Annotated in this window: 15 protein-coding genes; 5 read left to right on the forward strand and 10 right to left on the reverse strand. The window is 38.4% G+C overall.

Annotation, left to right across the window (positions count from 1 at the left end):
• Positions 1–7: 7 nt before the first annotated feature.
• Positions 8–181, reverse strand: a complete 174-nt coding sequence (locus CA2015_RS21305; protein WP_205749784.1) for a histone H1 — start codon at positions 179–181, stop codon at positions 8–10.
• Positions 182–279: 98 nt separating this feature from the next.
• Complete coding sequence (locus CA2015_RS21310) at positions 280–1,530, reverse strand: aminotransferase class I/II-fold pyridoxal phosphate-dependent enzyme (protein ID WP_048643726.1); 1,251 nt, start codon at positions 1,528–1,530, stop codon at positions 280–282.
• Between the two features lie 449 nt (positions 1,531–1,979).
• Here CA2015_RS21310 and CA2015_RS21315 point away from each other — a divergent pair, with 449 nt between their 5' ends.
• Positions 1,980–2,567, forward strand: a complete 588-nt coding sequence (locus CA2015_RS21315) for a Maf family nucleotide pyrophosphatase (protein ID WP_048643727.1) — start codon at positions 1,980–1,982, stop codon at positions 2,565–2,567.
• 42 nt (positions 2,568–2,609) lie between these two features.
• Here the strand turns inward: CA2015_RS21315 and CA2015_RS21320 are convergent, their stop codons facing one another.
• Positions 2,610–3,176 (reverse strand): DUF4136 domain-containing protein, encoded by a 567-nt coding sequence (locus tag CA2015_RS21320; RefSeq protein ID WP_048644677.1) that lies wholly within the window; start codon positions 3,174–3,176, stop codon positions 2,610–2,612.
• Between the two features lie 138 nt (positions 3,177–3,314).
• Between CA2015_RS21320 and pxpA the strand changes: the two genes are divergently transcribed.
• From pxpA to CA2015_RS21335, 3 genes are read left to right on the forward strand one after another with little or no spacing between them, the layout of a single operon-like run.
• Positions 3,315–4,049, forward strand: coding sequence for a 5-oxoprolinase subunit PxpA (pxpA, locus tag CA2015_RS21325; RefSeq protein ID WP_048643728.1), 735 nt, complete (start codon positions 3,315–3,317; stop codon positions 4,047–4,049).
• Positions 4,046–4,765, forward strand: coding sequence for a 5-oxoprolinase subunit B family protein (locus CA2015_RS21330; RefSeq protein ID WP_048643729.1), 720 nt, complete (start codon positions 4,046–4,048; stop codon positions 4,763–4,765). Before pxpA ends, CA2015_RS21330 begins: the two co-directional genes overlap by 4 nt.
• Positions 4,758–5,627 carry a 5-oxoprolinase subunit C family protein gene (locus tag CA2015_RS21335; RefSeq protein ID WP_048643730.1) on the forward strand — a complete coding sequence of 290 codons (870 nt, stop codon included), beginning with the start codon at positions 4,758–4,760 and terminating at the stop codon, positions 5,625–5,627. Before CA2015_RS21330 ends, CA2015_RS21335 begins: the two co-directional genes overlap by 8 nt.
• 16 nt (positions 5,628–5,643) lie before the next feature.
• Here CA2015_RS21335 and CA2015_RS21340 read toward each other — a convergent pair whose 3' ends face one another.
• The 7 genes from CA2015_RS21340 to CA2015_RS21370 all read right to left on the reverse strand — a co-directional run bounded on the left by CA2015_RS21340 (position 5,644) and on the right by CA2015_RS21370 (position 15,070).
• Positions 5,644–6,348, reverse strand: coding sequence for a DUF3307 domain-containing protein (locus CA2015_RS21340; RefSeq protein WP_048643731.1), 705 nt, complete (start codon positions 6,346–6,348; stop codon positions 5,644–5,646).
• The gene (locus CA2015_RS21345; protein WP_048643732.1) at positions 6,345–6,959 is read right to left on the reverse strand and encodes a SatD family protein; all 615 of its coding nucleotides are present in this window, start codon (positions 6,957–6,959) and stop codon (positions 6,345–6,347) included. The genes CA2015_RS21340 and CA2015_RS21345 overlap by 4 nt, the downstream gene beginning before the upstream one ends.
• Positions 6,960–7,052: 93 nt before the next feature.
• The gene (locus CA2015_RS21350) at positions 7,053–8,768 is read right to left on the reverse strand and encodes an L-lactate permease (RefSeq protein WP_048643733.1); all 1,716 of its coding nucleotides are present in this window, start codon (positions 8,766–8,768) and stop codon (positions 7,053–7,055) included.
• Positions 8,769–8,803: 35 nt separating this feature from the next.
• A complete protein-coding gene (locus CA2015_RS21355) occupies positions 8,804–10,690 on the reverse strand; it encodes a malate synthase (protein WP_048643734.1) in 1,887 nt (628 codons plus the stop codon).
• A gap of 41 nt (positions 10,691–10,731) precedes the next feature.
• Positions 10,732–11,877, reverse strand: a complete 1,146-nt coding sequence (locus CA2015_RS21360; protein WP_053086727.1) for a YncE family protein — start codon at positions 11,875–11,877, stop codon at positions 10,732–10,734.
• Positions 11,878–12,449: 572 nt separating this feature from the next.
• Positions 12,450–14,606, reverse strand: a complete 2,157-nt coding sequence (locus tag CA2015_RS21365) for a xanthine dehydrogenase family protein molybdopterin-binding subunit (RefSeq protein ID WP_048643735.1) — start codon at positions 14,604–14,606, stop codon at positions 12,450–12,452.
• Between the two features lie 2 nt (positions 14,607–14,608).
• A complete protein-coding gene (locus CA2015_RS21370) occupies positions 14,609–15,070 on the reverse strand; it encodes a (2Fe-2S)-binding protein (protein ID WP_048643736.1) in 462 nt (153 codons plus the stop codon).
• Between the two features lie 339 nt (positions 15,071–15,409).
• Here CA2015_RS21370 and CA2015_RS21375 point away from each other — a divergent pair, with 339 nt between their 5' ends.
• Positions 15,410–16,213: a DUF5675 family protein gene (locus CA2015_RS21375; protein WP_048643737.1), complete on the forward strand. Its 804-nt coding sequence runs from the start codon at positions 15,410–15,412 to the stop codon at positions 16,211–16,213.
• Positions 16,214–16,226 lie beyond the last annotated feature (13 nt).

Raw genomic sequence — 16,226 nt, forward strand, 5'->3', positions numbered from 1 at the left:
TTTCAAATCAGGTATTCTTGATATCCTGAACTTCTTTTCTTATATCCTGCGCCATATTTTTCAAATCTTGCATGCCTTTTCTTACTCTAGTTCCAGCAGCTTGATTTTTCTTGTCATAGAATTTGTCAAAATCAGCTTCAAGAGACATTATAAGATCTTTGATTTCATTAAATCTGTTCATAATTAAAAGTTTATTTAGGTTAATGATGAAATTGTTTTTTTTTATTCAATATAGTTAAATACTTTATAATTTTACAGTTTAAGCAATTTTTTCTGATTTTATTCACCAAAAGAGGTTGCCAATTCTGTTGTTTTATAATAGCCACTACTCAATTTTTCCTTTATAGCTTCGAAAGCGGCGATTGTTTCTACCACATCCTCAAGACTATGAACTGCAGTAGGTATTAAACGCAATATAATCATTCCTTTTGGAACAACAGGATAAATAACAACTGAACAAAAGATATTATAGTTTTCTCTTAAATCCTTGCTCAAAGTCGCTGCTTCACCCACAGTACCATTCAAAACAACTGGTGTTACAGGAGAATTTGTAGATCCAATACTGAATCCTTTTTCCTTTAATCCATTTTGCAATGCACGAACGATCTTCCAAAGGTTATCTTTGAATTCAGGTCTGTTCTTCAACATGTCAAGACGCTTTAAAGCCCCTTCAACCATAATTAATGGAAGTGCCTTAGCGAATATCTGAGAACGCATGTTGTATTTTAAGTAATGTACAACTTTAGCATCTCCCGCAATAAACGCGCCAATACTTGCCATAGATTTAGCAAAAGTTGAAAAATATAAATCTACTTGATCTTGAACTTCTTGCTCCTCACCGCTTCCAGCACCTGTTTTACCCATAGTACCAAAACCATGTGCATCATCTACTAAAAGTCTAAATTGAAATTTATCCTTTAATTTAACAATCTCTTTCAAGTTGCCCATATCTCCAGTCATACCAAATACACCTTCAGTAATGACCAAAATTCCACCACCTGTTTCTTTGCTTAATCGCTCAGCTCTTTTAAGTTGCTTTTCACAACTTTCCATGTCATTGTGTGGAAAAACAAATCGTTTACCCATGTGCATACGCAATGCATCAATAATACAAGCATGACACTCACTGTCGTAAACAATTACATCTTTTCGGTCAATCAGTGAATCAATTACACTCATGATTCCCTGGTAACCGTAATTTAATAAATAGGCTTTCTCTTTACCTACAAATTCGGCCAACTCATTCTCAAGTTGCTCGTGGAGATCAGTATTCCCAGACATCATTCTGGCACCCATTGGGTAGGCGGCTCCCCATTTTGTGGCAGCATCAGCATCTGCTTGCCTTACTTCTGGATGATTGGCTAAACCCAAATAGTTGTTTAAACTCCAATTCAGAACCTCTTTACCTTTAAATTTCATCCTAGGAGCTATTTCACCCTCCAATTTTGGAAACATGAAATATCCTTCTGATAACTCGGAATGCTTACCTAGTGGACCAAGATTGGTGTTCAGTTTTTCAAATATATCCAATGTGTATTTACTTTGATGTTTAACAAATTACTAACCCAATAGGGTAATAAAACCCCCAAAAATAAGGTTTTTAAGTGGATTCAACAAAATTACATGCACTTTTGGTAATTTCAGTTTTCAATGTCCCCTAATTATTTATAAGTGATAATACAATTGGAGCCTTCTCAAGCACTTTATAAATGCAAAAGCCCCCTATTCGTAATTAATTTAAACCTTCATAAGGTATAAAGAATGTGGAAATTTGAGGCCTTAAAGAGGAAAAAACCAAAATAAAACAGGTCTATTTCCAGCTATAAACCGAATTTGTAAACCTATACTTTGCTTCCCTATCAAGTGGCCAAGGTCTCCTAAAATTTAACTAATTGAGATATCTAAAGCCATTTACTGGTTTAAGGAAATCTCAAAACTTATTTTTGGATTTAAAATTGATCAAAAAACCGAAATCAAACATGTTAATTAATAATAAAAAAATCATTTTATCTTCCAATTCCCCCAGAAGACAACAGTTACTCAGAGACCTGGGGCTGGAATTTGAGGTGAAAACAATGGATACGGATGAAAGTTATCCGGAGAATCTAGATTCAGAAGAAGTGGCTACCTATCTGGCTGAAAAAAAAGCAGGTACCTTCCTTCCAAGTTTGAAAAAAGATGAGGTGCTGATAACGGCCGACACGGTAGTAATCGCAAACAATACCATCCTCAACAAACCTTTAAATGAAAATGAGGCCTTCAAAATGCTTGAATTAATCAATGGGAAAAGCCACCTAGTGACTACTGGCGTTTGTATAGCTGATATGGATAAAAAATTCACTTTCTGTGATAAAACTGAGGTGAGTTTTTCAAAACTTTCTCAGGAAGAAATAACTTATTATATAAGCCAATTCAAACCATTTGACAAAGCCGGAGCCTATGGAATACAGGAGTGGATAGGTCTGGTAGGTATAGATTGTATTAAAGGTTCTTATTATAATGTAATGGGATTGCCTGTAAATAAGGTCTACCAGACCTTAAAGGCCAACTACAACTTAGTGCTTTAGCCCCTACTCTGGCACTGGCAAAGCTTGGACTTTGTTTGGGGATTAAGAAATTACGCTTTTAGCAAAGGCTTTGAGGATTTTTTCCACTGAAAGAAACAGATTTTTTGTTTTCTGTTTTGGCTTGGTGATTTCTCCTACTGCACTGATCCGCATCACCACTTTATCCTGTTTGGTGTCTATAAAATCCACTACCAATTCACCCATATCGTATTTCTCCACACTGTATGAACTCCTTCCACCATAGGGATAGGGCATCATATAAGGACTGTAAAACCCACCATAACCATAATAGGGGCTCATCATGGGGCGATGATTGACCTCTTTCTGTCTGTCAGTGAGGTTTGTATTGTACCTTACGATTAGGTCTGGCTTGGTTTCATTCTGCTCAAAGCCCAAATTTTTCATACCTTCTGTAAGCCTATATTGTAAATTCTCCTCCAAAACCGGAGATTCAAAAGCATCTTTATCGTAATATTGGTTGATGACGTAAAACGTTTTATAAGCATCAATACTTGCTACTTCATTTTTTTCTAAGAAAACTCGTACCGGACTGCAAGCAGAAAAAAATACCCCAAGGGATATTACCAATAAGCTGATTGAATATTTCATAATTTTTACCTTAATTTCTATCTTCAAGACGAAAAGAAAACGGAAAATGTTGCGGCAAAGTATATTTAGTAATGTCGCCAAATGGATTCTTTTTAGAAATTCAGCATTATATTACAAATACATCGTATTCTTGTACCTATGAGTGTGGACGTGGAACTAAATTGTGACCTGGGAGAAGGAATGCCAAACGACGAGGCCATTATGCCCTATTTGGGAAGTTGTAATATTGCCGCTGGGGGACATGCTGGCAATGTACATAGCATTTCACAAACAATCAAACTTGCGAAAAAACATCAGGTGAAAATTGGGGCTCACCCCTCCTACCCTGATCGCGCTAATTTCGGGAGAATCCCAATGGATCTGCCTTTCCCACAACTACAGAAAAGTTTAATTCACCAGATTGATTTAATCAATACGGTGGCTGCCAAAGAAAACCTGGAATTGAATCACATAAAATTCCATGGAGCTCTTTACCTTATGAGCCTTTCCTCTCAAAAACTGGCCCAACAACTGGCCCAACTTATTGCTACTCGGTACAAAGGCCTTGCCTTGTATGCTCCTTATGGTTCTTTCATGGCCAAAGAAGCCTTACTACATGATATTCCCGTGAAATATGAAGGTTTTGCAGACCGTGCCTATTTAGACGGGTCAACATTGGCTAGCAGAAAAGAAGCCGGTTCCTTATTGACCAATTTGGATACGATTAAAAGTCAAGTCTTGTCCATGATTAAATCTGGAATTATTTCGACAATAGATCAGAAAGAGTATACCATTAAAGTAAACACTATCTGCATACATGGAGACCATCCAAAAGCCCTCGAAATAGCCCAAACACTAGCCCCAATAATTCAAACCAGGAAAAACGATAGATGAAATATCCTATTCAAATTTTCTCCTTAGGACCAAAAATCATAGAATTACATTGGCCGAAAATCATTGCAGAAGATGTTTTATTGGAAATAATTGCGCTCAAAAATAACATTGAAAATAAGTATTCCCCTATAATCTCTAGCATCTACCACAGTTACCAAGTTTTAAGCATTCAACTCAAAGAAATAGAATATGCAAGTGAAGTTACAACTTGGCTAAAAGAGTTTATTAAACGGCCTATGTCTAGAGAAAATTTGCCTGCGAGATGGATTTGGACCGTACCAGTTTGTTATGCTCCAGAAATAGTCTCCTCCCAAAATCAATATTTACAAGAGAAAAACATGGATTTGGAGACATTGATTGAATACCATACCAGCAAAAGCTTTCTATTGTACTTTTATGGCTTTTTACCCGGATTCATGTACCTGGGAGGTTTACCTGAAACTTTGCATATCCCTAGAAAAACCATTCCTGACAGGAAAATCAGCAAAGGTAGTGTGGCCATTGGTGGATCTCAAACAGGAATTTATCCTGTGGACAGCCCAGGTGGTTGGTACGTAGTAGGTAAAACACCGGTGGCCATCTTTGAAAATGGCCAGGTAAAATTACCTTTTAATCCTGGAGACAAGGTTCAATTTGCATCCATCTCTCCACAACGCTATACTGAGCTTCAGGAAGGCAGTGTTCATAATTGGGAAAAAACAGCTTATTGTGGGTAAAATAATCTTTCTCAAAGCAGGATTATACACTACCATCCAAGACAAAGGTAGGTTTGGTTTTGTGGATAAGGGAATTCCTTTGTCCGGAGCTATGGACGAGGAAGCCTTCCACCTTGCCAATTTACTTGTACGAAAAGACCCCGGTGCGGCGTGTTTGGAGATCTATATGGGAAATGTCAAACTATATTTTACAGAAAATTGCCAAATAGTATGTACCGGAGCCAATGCAAAAATAATAGTTGATGGAGATCTTTTTTCAACCAATGAAATTATCAATGTTTCAGCAGGCGCAAGAGTAAACATGCCTCCTTTTAGTAAAGGACAATGGCTTTATTTGGCAATAAATGGAGATTTTCAATGTGAAAAAGTTTTGGGAAGTCAGAGCTTTTATCAAAAAATCACCCAATTGTCAAAGTTTTCAGACAATGGTATTTTGCCTTATACCAATGCACCTCAAACTATTCCATTCGATTTCTCCAAAATTAAACCCAGAGTATTCTCCGACTTGATGTTTGTCCCTACCTATCCTGGTCCCTCCTTTTCAGCTTTGAGTAAAGAACATCAATTTACCTTGAGACACAGTACATTTACGCTTTCCCCAATCCAAAACAGAATGGGAATCCACCTGAAGGAGAAATTAAAACATGAACTTCCAGAGCTTATCTCAAGCCCTGTTTACCCTGGAACAGTACAGTTAACCCATGCTGGAAAAATGATTGTTTTAATGAAGGATGCCCAGGTTACCGGGGGATATCATCGGATTTTGCAATTGTCAGTGAGGGGTATTTCAAGGCTTGCTCAACTAAGACCTAATGCTAAGTTCAAATTTCAGTTAATCGAAGAAACCAACACCCCTACCTGAGAGAGGAAAAGAAAAATTAGAGTTGATATTGCTCATAAATCCAGCCACATAAAATGGCCAATCCAAAGCTAACGAGTGTTCCTATTAATATATACTCTGTCAATTTTCTATCCTTGGATTCCTTTAAATCACCAAACCTAAATACTGACTTGGCTGCCACCAAAAAACCAATGGCTTCCCATTTTCCTGCAATTATAAAAATCAATACAAACCAACGTTCAAGAATGCCAATGTATTGGCCAGCCTTTTCCAATGAACCTATTTCATCAACAGTGGCAGGAGTCCATTTGGATATTATGGTCTTGATAATGATAGAAGCAGGTAAGGACAGAAACACCAGCAAGGTTACCACCAGCCAAAGTTTTTCCGAAACTGGATACAACAAATCCAAAAGTGTCGGATCAAGCACTCCAACCATTACAATTAAAGTAAGAATATGAGCCAATTGGTCTATAAAAAACCAATACCTTTTGGTTTGTTCTTTTTGCGCATATAGCTTGATCACATCAACGATGCCATGTACAAGCACAATCGCTACAGCGTATGGCCAGAAGGAAAGATCCGCAAGGATTACCATTATCAGTAGTCCATGTACCAACAGGTGCAAATACAGTTGGTAGGCTTTAAACTTTTTAGCTTCTTTGGCCTCCACCCAACTATTGGGCTGGAACACAAAATCTCCCAATAAATGGGCTAAAACTAGCTTTATGAGTACAATCATGATATGAATTTTGCTAATCGATTTGGGAAGTAATCTACCAATGATTTAATTACCTCAAAATTGGCCCTAGAAAGTCTGGCACTTACTGAATTCTGGCTGATGTTTTCCAATGCGCCCAATTGGGTTTGGTTTTTAGAAGGGTTTTTGAAAGCAAGACAAACCATTTTAGCGGAATTTACTGACCAATTGTCCATTATGGTCAATGCCAACCTTAACATCAAATTTATTTCTTGGTTAAATTCATTGAAGTCACTCTTCAGCATAATCCCCTGATTCATCTTATGTAAATCCTCAAAAACCTCACCTGAATGAACATAGGCACTTCCATTGTTTTCTAGCAAGCGGTCTGTGGTATAATTTTCTTCACCAATCCCCATGCCCATTCTAATATCCAAAGGCTCAATTGACCTAATGGCGGCCTTAAGCAATATGCCCACATAAAGTAATTGTCCTGGATTTTTAATTCTCAACTGAAAACTGTCTCCTCTATATATTTCCCAATCTTTACCTTCTGCTCCCCACTGATCCAGTTCCTTCTTTAATTCCTGCATCCATAGGCTTGCCGAAAGTTTTCTTGAATTGATCAGGTCACCTGTTATTATCCCTATCATTATCAGCTTGTATTTATCTACATTTTAAATGATATTTCAATTTATCTATTAATTGATAGATATTCAAGTTTATCCATTAAAAAGATGATAATTTTACACATAAACCATAAATAAATCCACCACACCCACAATTCCTATTAGGACAAAGCCAATTAAGCCTGTCATAAGCAGGTAATAAAGCGTGGGTAAAATGGTTTTCCTAAGCACACTTCCTTCTTTTCCTAATAAGCCTACCGTGGCAGAAGCCGCTACCACATTGTGAATGGCGATCATATTTCCTGCAGCAGCACCCACAGCCTGAAGTGCCAAGATCCAAGTAGGAGGCATTCCTAAATTATCCGCCACACCGAATTGAAACAAGCTAAACATCAAATTACTCACCGTATTGCTTCCAGCTATAAAAGCACCTAAGGCCCCTATTGCTGGGGCGAAGAATGGATAAACCATGCCCACCTTATCTGCTGTCCACTCGGCCATCATTATAGGCATGGACAACAAACCCGAAGCATTCTCTCCGGAATTTATGTACACTCTCACCATGGCTACTGCAAACAAAAGCACAGCACCAGCTTTAAGAATCATCTTACTACTCTCACTAAAAGCTGCCTTAACTTGCATTCCATTCATTTCATGTAAAAAATAAGTTAGTCCACAGATCAAAAGTAAAAGCGTACCGGGTAAATATAAAGGTGTACTGGAAGCGGATATTGTGGTATTAAGAATTTGATCAAGTCCAAACGACACACTGGTTAGCCAACTTTTAAATGGCAATTGAGGCAGCCTACTTAAAACCAAGATTATGGCCAATAGAAAATAAGGCAACCAGGCCATTTTCAATGAAATTTTCCTGGGATTGGAAGAGAAAGCGGGCAGATCTTTAGAGGGACTCAAATTCGCTGCGCCTAACCAATCTTCAGGCCATTGGTCTTTTTTCTCCATTTTCCAAATTGTTTTTGGCACCAGAAAGCCATTTTTAGCAGCAGAAACAACGAGTGACAAACCTACCAAAGCCCCAATTAGAGAAGGGAATTCTGGGCCTAAAAAAAGCCCCGTGATCATATAAGGAATCGTAAAAGAAAGTCCAGCAAACATGGCAAAAGGAAAAACCTGAAAACCTTCCTTCCAGGATCTGTTTTTACCAAAAAACCTACATAGCATGAGTACCATTAAAAAAGGCATAAAACTCCCTACAATGGCGTGGATAATGGCAGCATTTCCAGTCACTAAAGCCAAAACATCTCCAATATTCAAGCCCATTTGATCTAATCTGCTTGTAAGTTCGGGGTTTTCCAAACCACCTTTAACGCCTACCAAAATCGGGGTACCGACAGCTCCGAAAGTGACTGCAGTACTCTGCACCATCATTCCCAAAACCACAGCGGCAAGAGCAGGAAAACCAAGGGCCACTAACAAAGGGGCCACTATAGCTGCAGGTGTTCCAAATCCTGCTGCCCCTTCAAGAAAGGACCCAAAAAGCCAAACAATGATAATTACCTGTATTCTCCGGTCTTTACTGATTCCAGAAAAACCATCACGAATACTGTCCACTCCTCCTGAAAATTTCAGAAAATTAAGCAAAAGAATGGCCCCAAATACAATGTAGAGAATATCAAAAGTGATAAACAAACTTTGAATAGAGGAGGCGAAAATGGTTAGCAAAGACATATCCCAAAATGTAAATGCTAAAATGGCCGTAAGCAAAAAGGTTACTGGCATGGTGATTTTAGCAGCAATACGAAAGCCAACTAACATAATAGAGGCTATCAGGATTGGGAAAACTGCGAGAAAAAACAAAAGATTCTGCGACATTATTTGTTCCTATTATGAAGAATAAGTGAAAGGCATCATACAATAAAATCGAGATTTTCCGTCATTCGCTCCCCTTTATCATTCAATAGTTTCAGGTAAAGTGCTATCCTTTTTTCTGCAATTTTCAAATCCACATTGTTCAGGTTAATATTAAGTAAATCTATAAACCAAGGAATTTTCTTTTCCTCACCAACATATTTCTCAACGATGGACTTGGCAATAGGCAATGTGGTATACTTAGATGCAGCATACACATCTTTATCACTGGCATTCAAAAGCTTATCATACTCCTCTTGAAGTAATTTACTAAATAATTCAGGCGTAAAAACATCCCCTTCATTTACACCAGATTCTGCATCAACTTCCGTTATCACAGCCTGCTTGTGCAGCCATTCCCACAAAATACTTAGCCTAATTTCCCCAGTTGCCATGTCTTCCATTAGGTAGAGCACATTGTCATCACCAAAGAAATCTGCAGGTTTGAGAGCAGCAGCTTGCATTCCTTGACCAAAGGCATTGCCATATTGTAGGCCTACACTTAATAAGTTTCTAGCACCACGAATGGTCCTTGGTGCAGGTTCAAGATAAATCAAACCATCTGCATCCTCCTGAGTATAGCTTAACTTTTCAAAAGTTCTTCCCATCTGATTGGCCTGACCAGTTTTTTCCCAAACAGGTCTAACAATATGAACCATCTTCCAATGAGCTACCCATTTACCACTAGCCCCTTCACTAAGCTCTCTTTCTGCACCTGCCAAAGCCTTTTTCATACTTGCATTTACCCCTTCAGAGGATCCCACAGGTATATTTGGTTCCATACCACCTTGCCAAAGCGCAAAGTTGCCATTAATGTCAGGCGTATTGACAGCCCTTCTTACCCGGTCTTCATAATTCCTCATGTACCCATAGGTCATGCCTATGGATTCAATATTGGGGTTAATGAAAGTTGAATCCCAGGCCATGGCATCAGACACACTATTAATATAATCCCAGCGGCCAGTATTATAACCTACAAAATGCTTCCCCAAAGCAGCCCTAATCTCCATTAACTGATAGGTGGCTTCAAGTTGCTCTACCAATACATACACTTTAATGGTTCCATCCTTCAACTCCAAATGATTTTCTAAAGCGCTGATCATTCTATTCCATAAAGCAGCCTCTTCAGCCGTTTGAATTTTAGGCAGGTAAAGTACAATAGAAGAATCCGAAGCTAATAATGACTTATAATTATTAACAACATAGAGCACCAAATCAGCAATTGAGGCTGAAAAGGAGGCCCCATCAGCAAGACGCAGATGCCTATCATCCAAGTGAAGTCCACGTGCTCTAAAAATCTTGGTGGTGAAATTTAATTGCTCCTTCCAATCCTGAATCTTTTCATGGCCAAAAAATGTCCTGCTCCAGCTATTCATCTGAGAAGCCACTTCTTCTGCCACGGACAAGAACACAGGGGATCTCTGTATGGCCAACTTGAGGTTTCGCTGATTGTCAAGGGACATGGTAGAGACTTGACCTAAGGCATCTTCACCATCAAACATCCATCCATCAGCTCCGGACAGCAAGGCATAAGCCACGTTGCGGATACTGCTTTCCAGACTCGCATTTGGCTTCGCTCCCGGGCCTGTCCCCTGAATCCATTGACGTTGAAGGTCTGCAGGGATTTCAGCCCCTTCAAAATTACCTTCTCTGGCATCACTCACCTTAATATTGGTTCCTGCAATATTGGTTTCAGGGTTTAAAAAGGTTATCCTACTTCCATTTTGACTTCTTTCTTTTCTCCTGCGAAGTCGAATATTCATCAATTTTTTTACTTCTACATTAAATGGTGCCATGTGTGCTAAGGCATGAAGCACGTCTGAGGAATATACATCCTCATAAATCTCTTTCAAATTATCCCTGATGATGATTGCGGAATTATCCATTGTTAAAATTTAATGTTTGTTATATACTATTTATAGATCCGTTATTTCAATGTCTTTCTACCTAAACCAAACTGATCCCCTTTGGCTATGATTTTTCCATTTTGAAAATGTAACTCAATCATCTTCTCACTTGCAACATAGTTGTTGTGTTCGTCTTGAAGTAGATGAATAATTTTCCTGGTTTCAACGTCTATCACTTCTCCACTTGAAGGATAGCCATACTTTCCATCTATGCTAAAAGTGATCCATCCAGGCATATCCTGCAAAGGAATAGTGGTAAGCTGTTGATAAGGTGGGTTAGCCTGAAATAAATGCAGGCGCATATTGTGACCATCACTGATCCATATTTCTTCCTCGTCTGGAGTAAGCCCTATCCCATGGCTTGGGTTACCATGCCTTCTTACAGGTCCTTTGTCCCAGCCTTCCACTTTGACACTCGCTAACACTTTACCAGTATTTAAATCACCAACTTCAAATCCTAAAAGCTCATTGACATTCACAAACACTCGGCTTTCCTGACTATTGATGGTAAAGGGTCTTATTCCATGAGAAAATGGCCCAACTTTCTTTATTATCGTGTGGCCTTTAGTTTCGGATACAAATAAGAAAGGAGAACTAATATCAGCCATGTAGGCAAAGCTTCCGGAAGGACCATAGATGGTATTGTGCGCCCTGTCAAAAACTTTTATTTTAGTGATTATTACCCCTGTTTCACAATTGACTACATTCCAAAAATCTTTTTCAAGTGAGGGCAAATACATGGTCATTCCATCCGGAGAAATGGACATCCTATCTGCACCCCCATCGTAGGCTATTTCCCAGATTATTTTTTCAGTAGACAAATCCAAGCGTTGGAGACCTTCAAGCGTACTGATGAACACACTGTTCAGTGCTATGCTAACTGCTATTCCTTTAATATTGGATGGGCTACCGTCTTTCTTATAACCTTGCAAGGGAATTCTTTTGACAAATTTATGTCCATTGTCTATATCAAAGACCAATAAACCATGACCTCCATAACCTAAATAATTCCGAATACCGGGGACAGCTACATACAAATATCTCCGAACCTCCTGTTTGTGTTGCTTTGGATCTTCCCCTTTGGCTAGTAATAATGATTGATTAAAACCTGTACTGATAAAGAACAAGGCAAGTAAAATATTAAAGTAAGATTTAAACCAAGTCATATGCCTTTTGGGTTTTGGGTTTATTATAGAAATGAAAGTCAGGTTTAACCCTAAATAGTTAAAAAGCCATTTTTGTTACTCCCCAGTTCTTCTGGTTAATTCAACACATAGTAAGCTTTCATTATAGGATTTGAATATTAATATCCAAGATAAAAAAATTGCTCAAACGATGTATAATTAAATGCAAAATCTAAAGAAATGTTTTGCTAAAAGCTAAATGAATAAAGGCAGATTTTAATATTTCGAACACTGAATTTAACCCGGATTATGTAATAGGATTTCTCCGCCCTGACAATTGTCAGGGGTGAAGCCTGTCCCCTGTTTACGGGAAGTGTTGCAATCACAAAAAAATCAGGCTGTTTGGAGATTTTTAGCATAGCACCGCTATGGTGAAATTGAAAACAGCAAGGAAGTGGCTGATTTTGAAGCGATTTCAGCACGTAATAGAATGTCTATAACATATTTCGGGTTTAAACTTTGTCAACATTATTATAGCAAAAAAAGGTAAGAATGTCGCCACATGAATCTGACTTCATTCTTACCTAAATTATAAATTAGTGTTTTACTAATCTTTAAACTGGGTTACCTAAATTGATGTTTTTCATCCCTTCTTCATTCATAAAAGGCTGGTTTCGCAATCGCTGACCTGAAACCTTATAAATGGCATTGGCTACCGCTCCTCCAGTCGGTGGCAAAGCAGGCTCTCCCAGTCCCGTAGGATCTATTCCATTGTCTATAAAGTGAGTTTCTATCTCAGGTATTTCTTTCATCCTAATCAAACGATAGGAATCAAAATTCTTCTGGTCTGCTACACCATTTGTAAAGGTAAGGTTTGCGAACATGGCATGTCCCATACCATCTAACATTCCCCCTCTTACTTGTTGATCAGCTCCTGTAGGGTTAATGACTATGCCGCAATCTGTAACTGCATAAATTTTATCCAACACGGCCTTTCCTTCTACAATTTTAGCTTCCGCAACTTGAGCCACATAAGATCTATGAGAAAAATAGACGCTAAAACCCTGTGAAACACCTTGTTTTTTACCCCATCCAGATTTTTCGGCCACTGTGGTAATGACTCCTTTCATGCGGTCTATATCGTATTGGATCTCACCCACAGGCTTACTTTTTGCTTTATCCAGAAGATCCAATCTAAATTGCACCGGATCTTTACCGATTGCTTCAGCTACCTCGTCCAAAAAGGATTGTTCCGCAAAGGCAAGGAAATTCGTAATCGGTGCACGCCATGCATTGGTTGTAATGGGTGAATTGTATTCCATAGAACTTATTTCCAGGTTATCTATAGCTCCAGCTGGGAAATTATTCTCCCTTGTAGAATTGCCGGAGTTCATACCCACCCCACACAATTTGTAACCGATCAGTTCATCCTTACTATTCAATGCTGCCTCAAACCTATACTTTACTGCAGGTCTATAGGCTCCTCCTGTAATATCATCTTCTCGGGACCAGGTCAATTTCACAGGTGCTTTCAGCATTTTGGAAAGTTCTACAGCTTCTTCCACAAAATCAGCTCTAAGTCGCCTTCCAAAGCCACCACCTAATCTGGTCAATTCAACACTTACCTTTTCCGGGGCAATCCCACAAATCTCTGCAGCAGCTTTTCTGGCTCGGTCGGGAGTTTGTGAAGGTCCTATCAATTCTACACTGTCCTCCTTCACGTGAGCAAAGAAGTTCATTGGTTCCATTGGACTATGGGATAAAAAAGGACATTGGTATTCACTTTTTATAACCCTTGCTGCATTCTTAAAGGCTGTATCCACGTCACCATCTTTTCTCTTCACCTCAGCCTTACCAGAATTAAGCATTTCATCAAATTTCCTATTGTGAAAGGCAGTCGATTCTAATGCTTTATCAATAGGCTCATATTCAATATTAAGTAGTCTTCTAGCTTTAATTAAAGGCCAAGTGCCTTCTCCTACTACAGCTACATTGTCTTTAAAAGTAAGAACATCTTTGACCCCTTTTACTTTTTTTGCCTCATCAGAGTTAACACTTTTCAACTTCATACCAAAAGGAGGCCTTTGAATCATGGCATGAAGCATTCCATCACGGTACACATCCAAGCCATAAAGAGGTTGGCCAGTAAACATAGCATCATTGTCCACATTTTTTACAGGCGTTCCGATGATTTTAAAGTCTTTGACCGATTTTAATTGAACATTTTCAGGGACAGGTAAAGTTGATGCTTCATTGGCTAATTCACCATAATTCAACTTTTTAGATCCGTAAATAACATTTCCTTTGTCTGTTGTAAGTTCGCTCATGGGTACATTCAACCGCTTGGCTGCCGCTTCCATAAGCAACTGCCTTGCCGTGGCCCCTGCTTCCCTTAATCGCTGCCAGGAATGTGGCATGGCTCCTGAACCTCCCGTAACCTGTCTATCGTATTTTTCTGTATCTAAAAAGGCTTGTTGTACCCTAACGTTTGACCAATCTACATCCAATTCTTCAGCTACAATCATTGGAAAAGAGGTTTTGATGTTTTGCCCCAATTCTGGATTAGGAGAAAAGATCACCACATGATTGCTGGGAGAAATGGATAAAAAGCTATTGAAATTGATAGCCTTGTCATAAATCTCCTCATCGCTGATGACTTTCATTTTTGGTGAGTCACAGGCAGACCAATTAAAACCAATCAATAAACCACCACCAGCCGTGGCTGCTATTTTCAAGAAATCCCTTCTATTCGATTTTAGTTCTTTGTTCATGGTTATTTGATTTTAGCTGAGGCCAATAATACTGCTTCTTTGATGCGGTGGTAAGTACCACATCTGCACAAATTGGCATTCATTCCATCTATTACTTCATCTTCTGAGGGTGAAGGATTTTTCTTTAGCATAGCTGCTGCTGTCATAATCTGCCCAGCCTGACAATAGCCACATTGAGCGACATCTACTTCTTTCCATGCCTGCTGTACGGGATGATCCCCCTTCTCTGAAAGCCCTTCTATGGTGGTAATTTTTGCATCTCCTATAGAAGACACTGGAAGCCCGCAAGAACGCACAGCTTCATCATTCATATGGACAGTACATGCTCCACATTGAGAAATCCCACAGGAATACTTGGTTCCAATTAAACCCAAATTGTCTCGAAGCACCCACAATAATGGAGTATCTGAATCCACATCCACCTCATAATTTTTATTGTTGACTTGAAGTTTGTAGTTAGCCATTTCTTAATCTATAAAGTAAAACTTTTTTTAAAAATAGACCCTAAGTAGGTATACTTTCTCTAGGACTATTTAAAATATTTTAATACGAGAATGCCCTTTGTGAATTTATAGATAATTACTCATATAAATATCATAAAATCATCACTATAAGCAATCCATAATTAATCCAAATAAACAATTTAGGCAGTCCAATTTAATTTTTAGCCAGCTTTAGCTTCGGCTATTTCAATCATCAAAATATACTGTTTATTCTTTTGATATTGAAAAATAATTAATTAAATTTTGAAGCACAAAGAATCAACACAATTTTTCATCCTACAATCTTAAAATACAAGAAAAATGAATAGAATTCCTGGTTTACTGGTTTTAGCCGGGGTCTTATTGGCTATTCTGTTTTTATATTCCAACCCGGAAATTTTGGGTAAAATTTGGTTATGGATGATCGGTTTTATAGGCTATCTGGTCATAGCTGCAAAAAAAGGTTTTGAGATGATAAAAGACTTGTTTACCAAAAACCAAGCTATTTTCAATTTCCCCGATAAAAAGCAAGAGCCAAAGCCGGAAATTGAAAAGATCAAGAAGGTACTCCAACCTAATATAGAAGAAGCAAGCAACTTACTGGTCAATGAGGAGATAAATGCACTACCAAAAGCCATGATCACTGTTTTAAGGTATGTTGATGATGGGAATACCACATTGGGCTTGATGTTTATCAACAAAACCTTCTTTGCTTATACATTGGAAGATACGCATAACGATGAGAAAATTCCCGGAGGAACCAGGATTCCTGAAGGTCATTATCAATTAGGGATCAATGAGCAACTCAGTCCATTGACACAAAGGTATAGAAACAGGTTTAATTGGTTTTCAAACCATATTGAAATAAAAGGGATACCCAACTATGACAAGGTTTATATTCATATTGGAAACAGTCACAAGGACACAAAAGGCTGTATTCTTATAGCTGATGGAGTCAATGCGGGTCAAACTGAAAAAATGATTTTACAATCTCAAAAAGCCTACGAAAGATTTTATAAAAATATAATCCCAAAAATCAATCAAAACGAGCCAATGGCGATTAATATTCTAAATGAGGAATGGTTTGAAAGGGTTACCAAAGCCCCTCAGTTAGTACATGCCTAGGACAATACAATCT

This window comes from Cyclobacterium amurskyense (genome assembly GCF_001050135.1).
Lineage (GTDB): Bacteria > Bacteroidota > Bacteroidia > Cytophagales > Cyclobacteriaceae > Cyclobacterium > Cyclobacterium amurskyense.

What these genes read in the sequence shown, in the direction of transcription:
- CA2015_RS21305 (WP_205749784.1), bottom strand. Translation starts at nt 181, where the DNA reads ATGAACAGATTTAATGAAATCAAAGATCTTATAATGTCTCTTGAAGCT.
- CA2015_RS21315 (WP_048643727.1), top strand. Translation starts at nt 1,980, where the DNA reads ATGTTAATTAATAATAAAAAAATCATTTTATCTTCCAATTCCCCCAGA.
- CA2015_RS21320 (WP_048644677.1), bottom strand. Translation starts at nt 3,176, where the DNA reads ATGAAATATTCAATCAGCTTATTGGTAATATCCCTTGGGGTATTTTTT.
- pxpA (WP_048643728.1), top strand. Translation starts at nt 3,315, where the DNA reads ATGAGTGTGGACGTGGAACTAAATTGTGACCTGGGAGAAGGAATGCCA.
- CA2015_RS21330 (WP_048643729.1), top strand. Translation starts at nt 4,046, where the DNA reads ATGAAATATCCTATTCAAATTTTCTCCTTAGGACCAAAAATCATAGAA.
- CA2015_RS21340 (WP_048643731.1), bottom strand. Translation starts at nt 6,348, where the DNA reads ATGATTGTACTCATAAAGCTAGTTTTAGCCCATTTATTGGGAGATTTT.
- CA2015_RS21345 (WP_048643732.1), bottom strand. Translation starts at nt 6,959, where the DNA reads ATGATAGGGATAATAACAGGTGACCTGATCAATTCAAGAAAACTTTCG.
- CA2015_RS21350 (WP_048643733.1), bottom strand. Translation starts at nt 8,768, where the DNA reads ATGTCGCAGAATCTTTTGTTTTTTCTCGCAGTTTTCCCAATCCTGATA.
- CA2015_RS21355 (WP_048643734.1), bottom strand. Translation starts at nt 10,690, where the DNA reads ATGGATAATTCCGCAATCATCATCAGGGATAATTTGAAAGAGATTTAT.
- CA2015_RS21360 (WP_053086727.1), bottom strand. Translation starts at nt 11,877, where the DNA reads ATGACTTGGTTTAAATCTTACTTTAATATTTTACTTGCCTTGTTCTTT.
- CA2015_RS21365 (WP_048643735.1), bottom strand. Translation starts at nt 14,606, where the DNA reads ATGAACAAAGAACTAAAATCGAATAGAAGGGATTTCTTGAAAATAGCA.
- CA2015_RS21370 (WP_048643736.1), bottom strand. Translation starts at nt 15,070, where the DNA reads ATGGCTAACTACAAACTTCAAGTCAACAATAAAAATTATGAGGTGGAT.
- CA2015_RS21375 (WP_048643737.1), top strand. Translation starts at nt 15,410, where the DNA reads ATGAATAGAATTCCTGGTTTACTGGTTTTAGCCGGGGTCTTATTGGCT.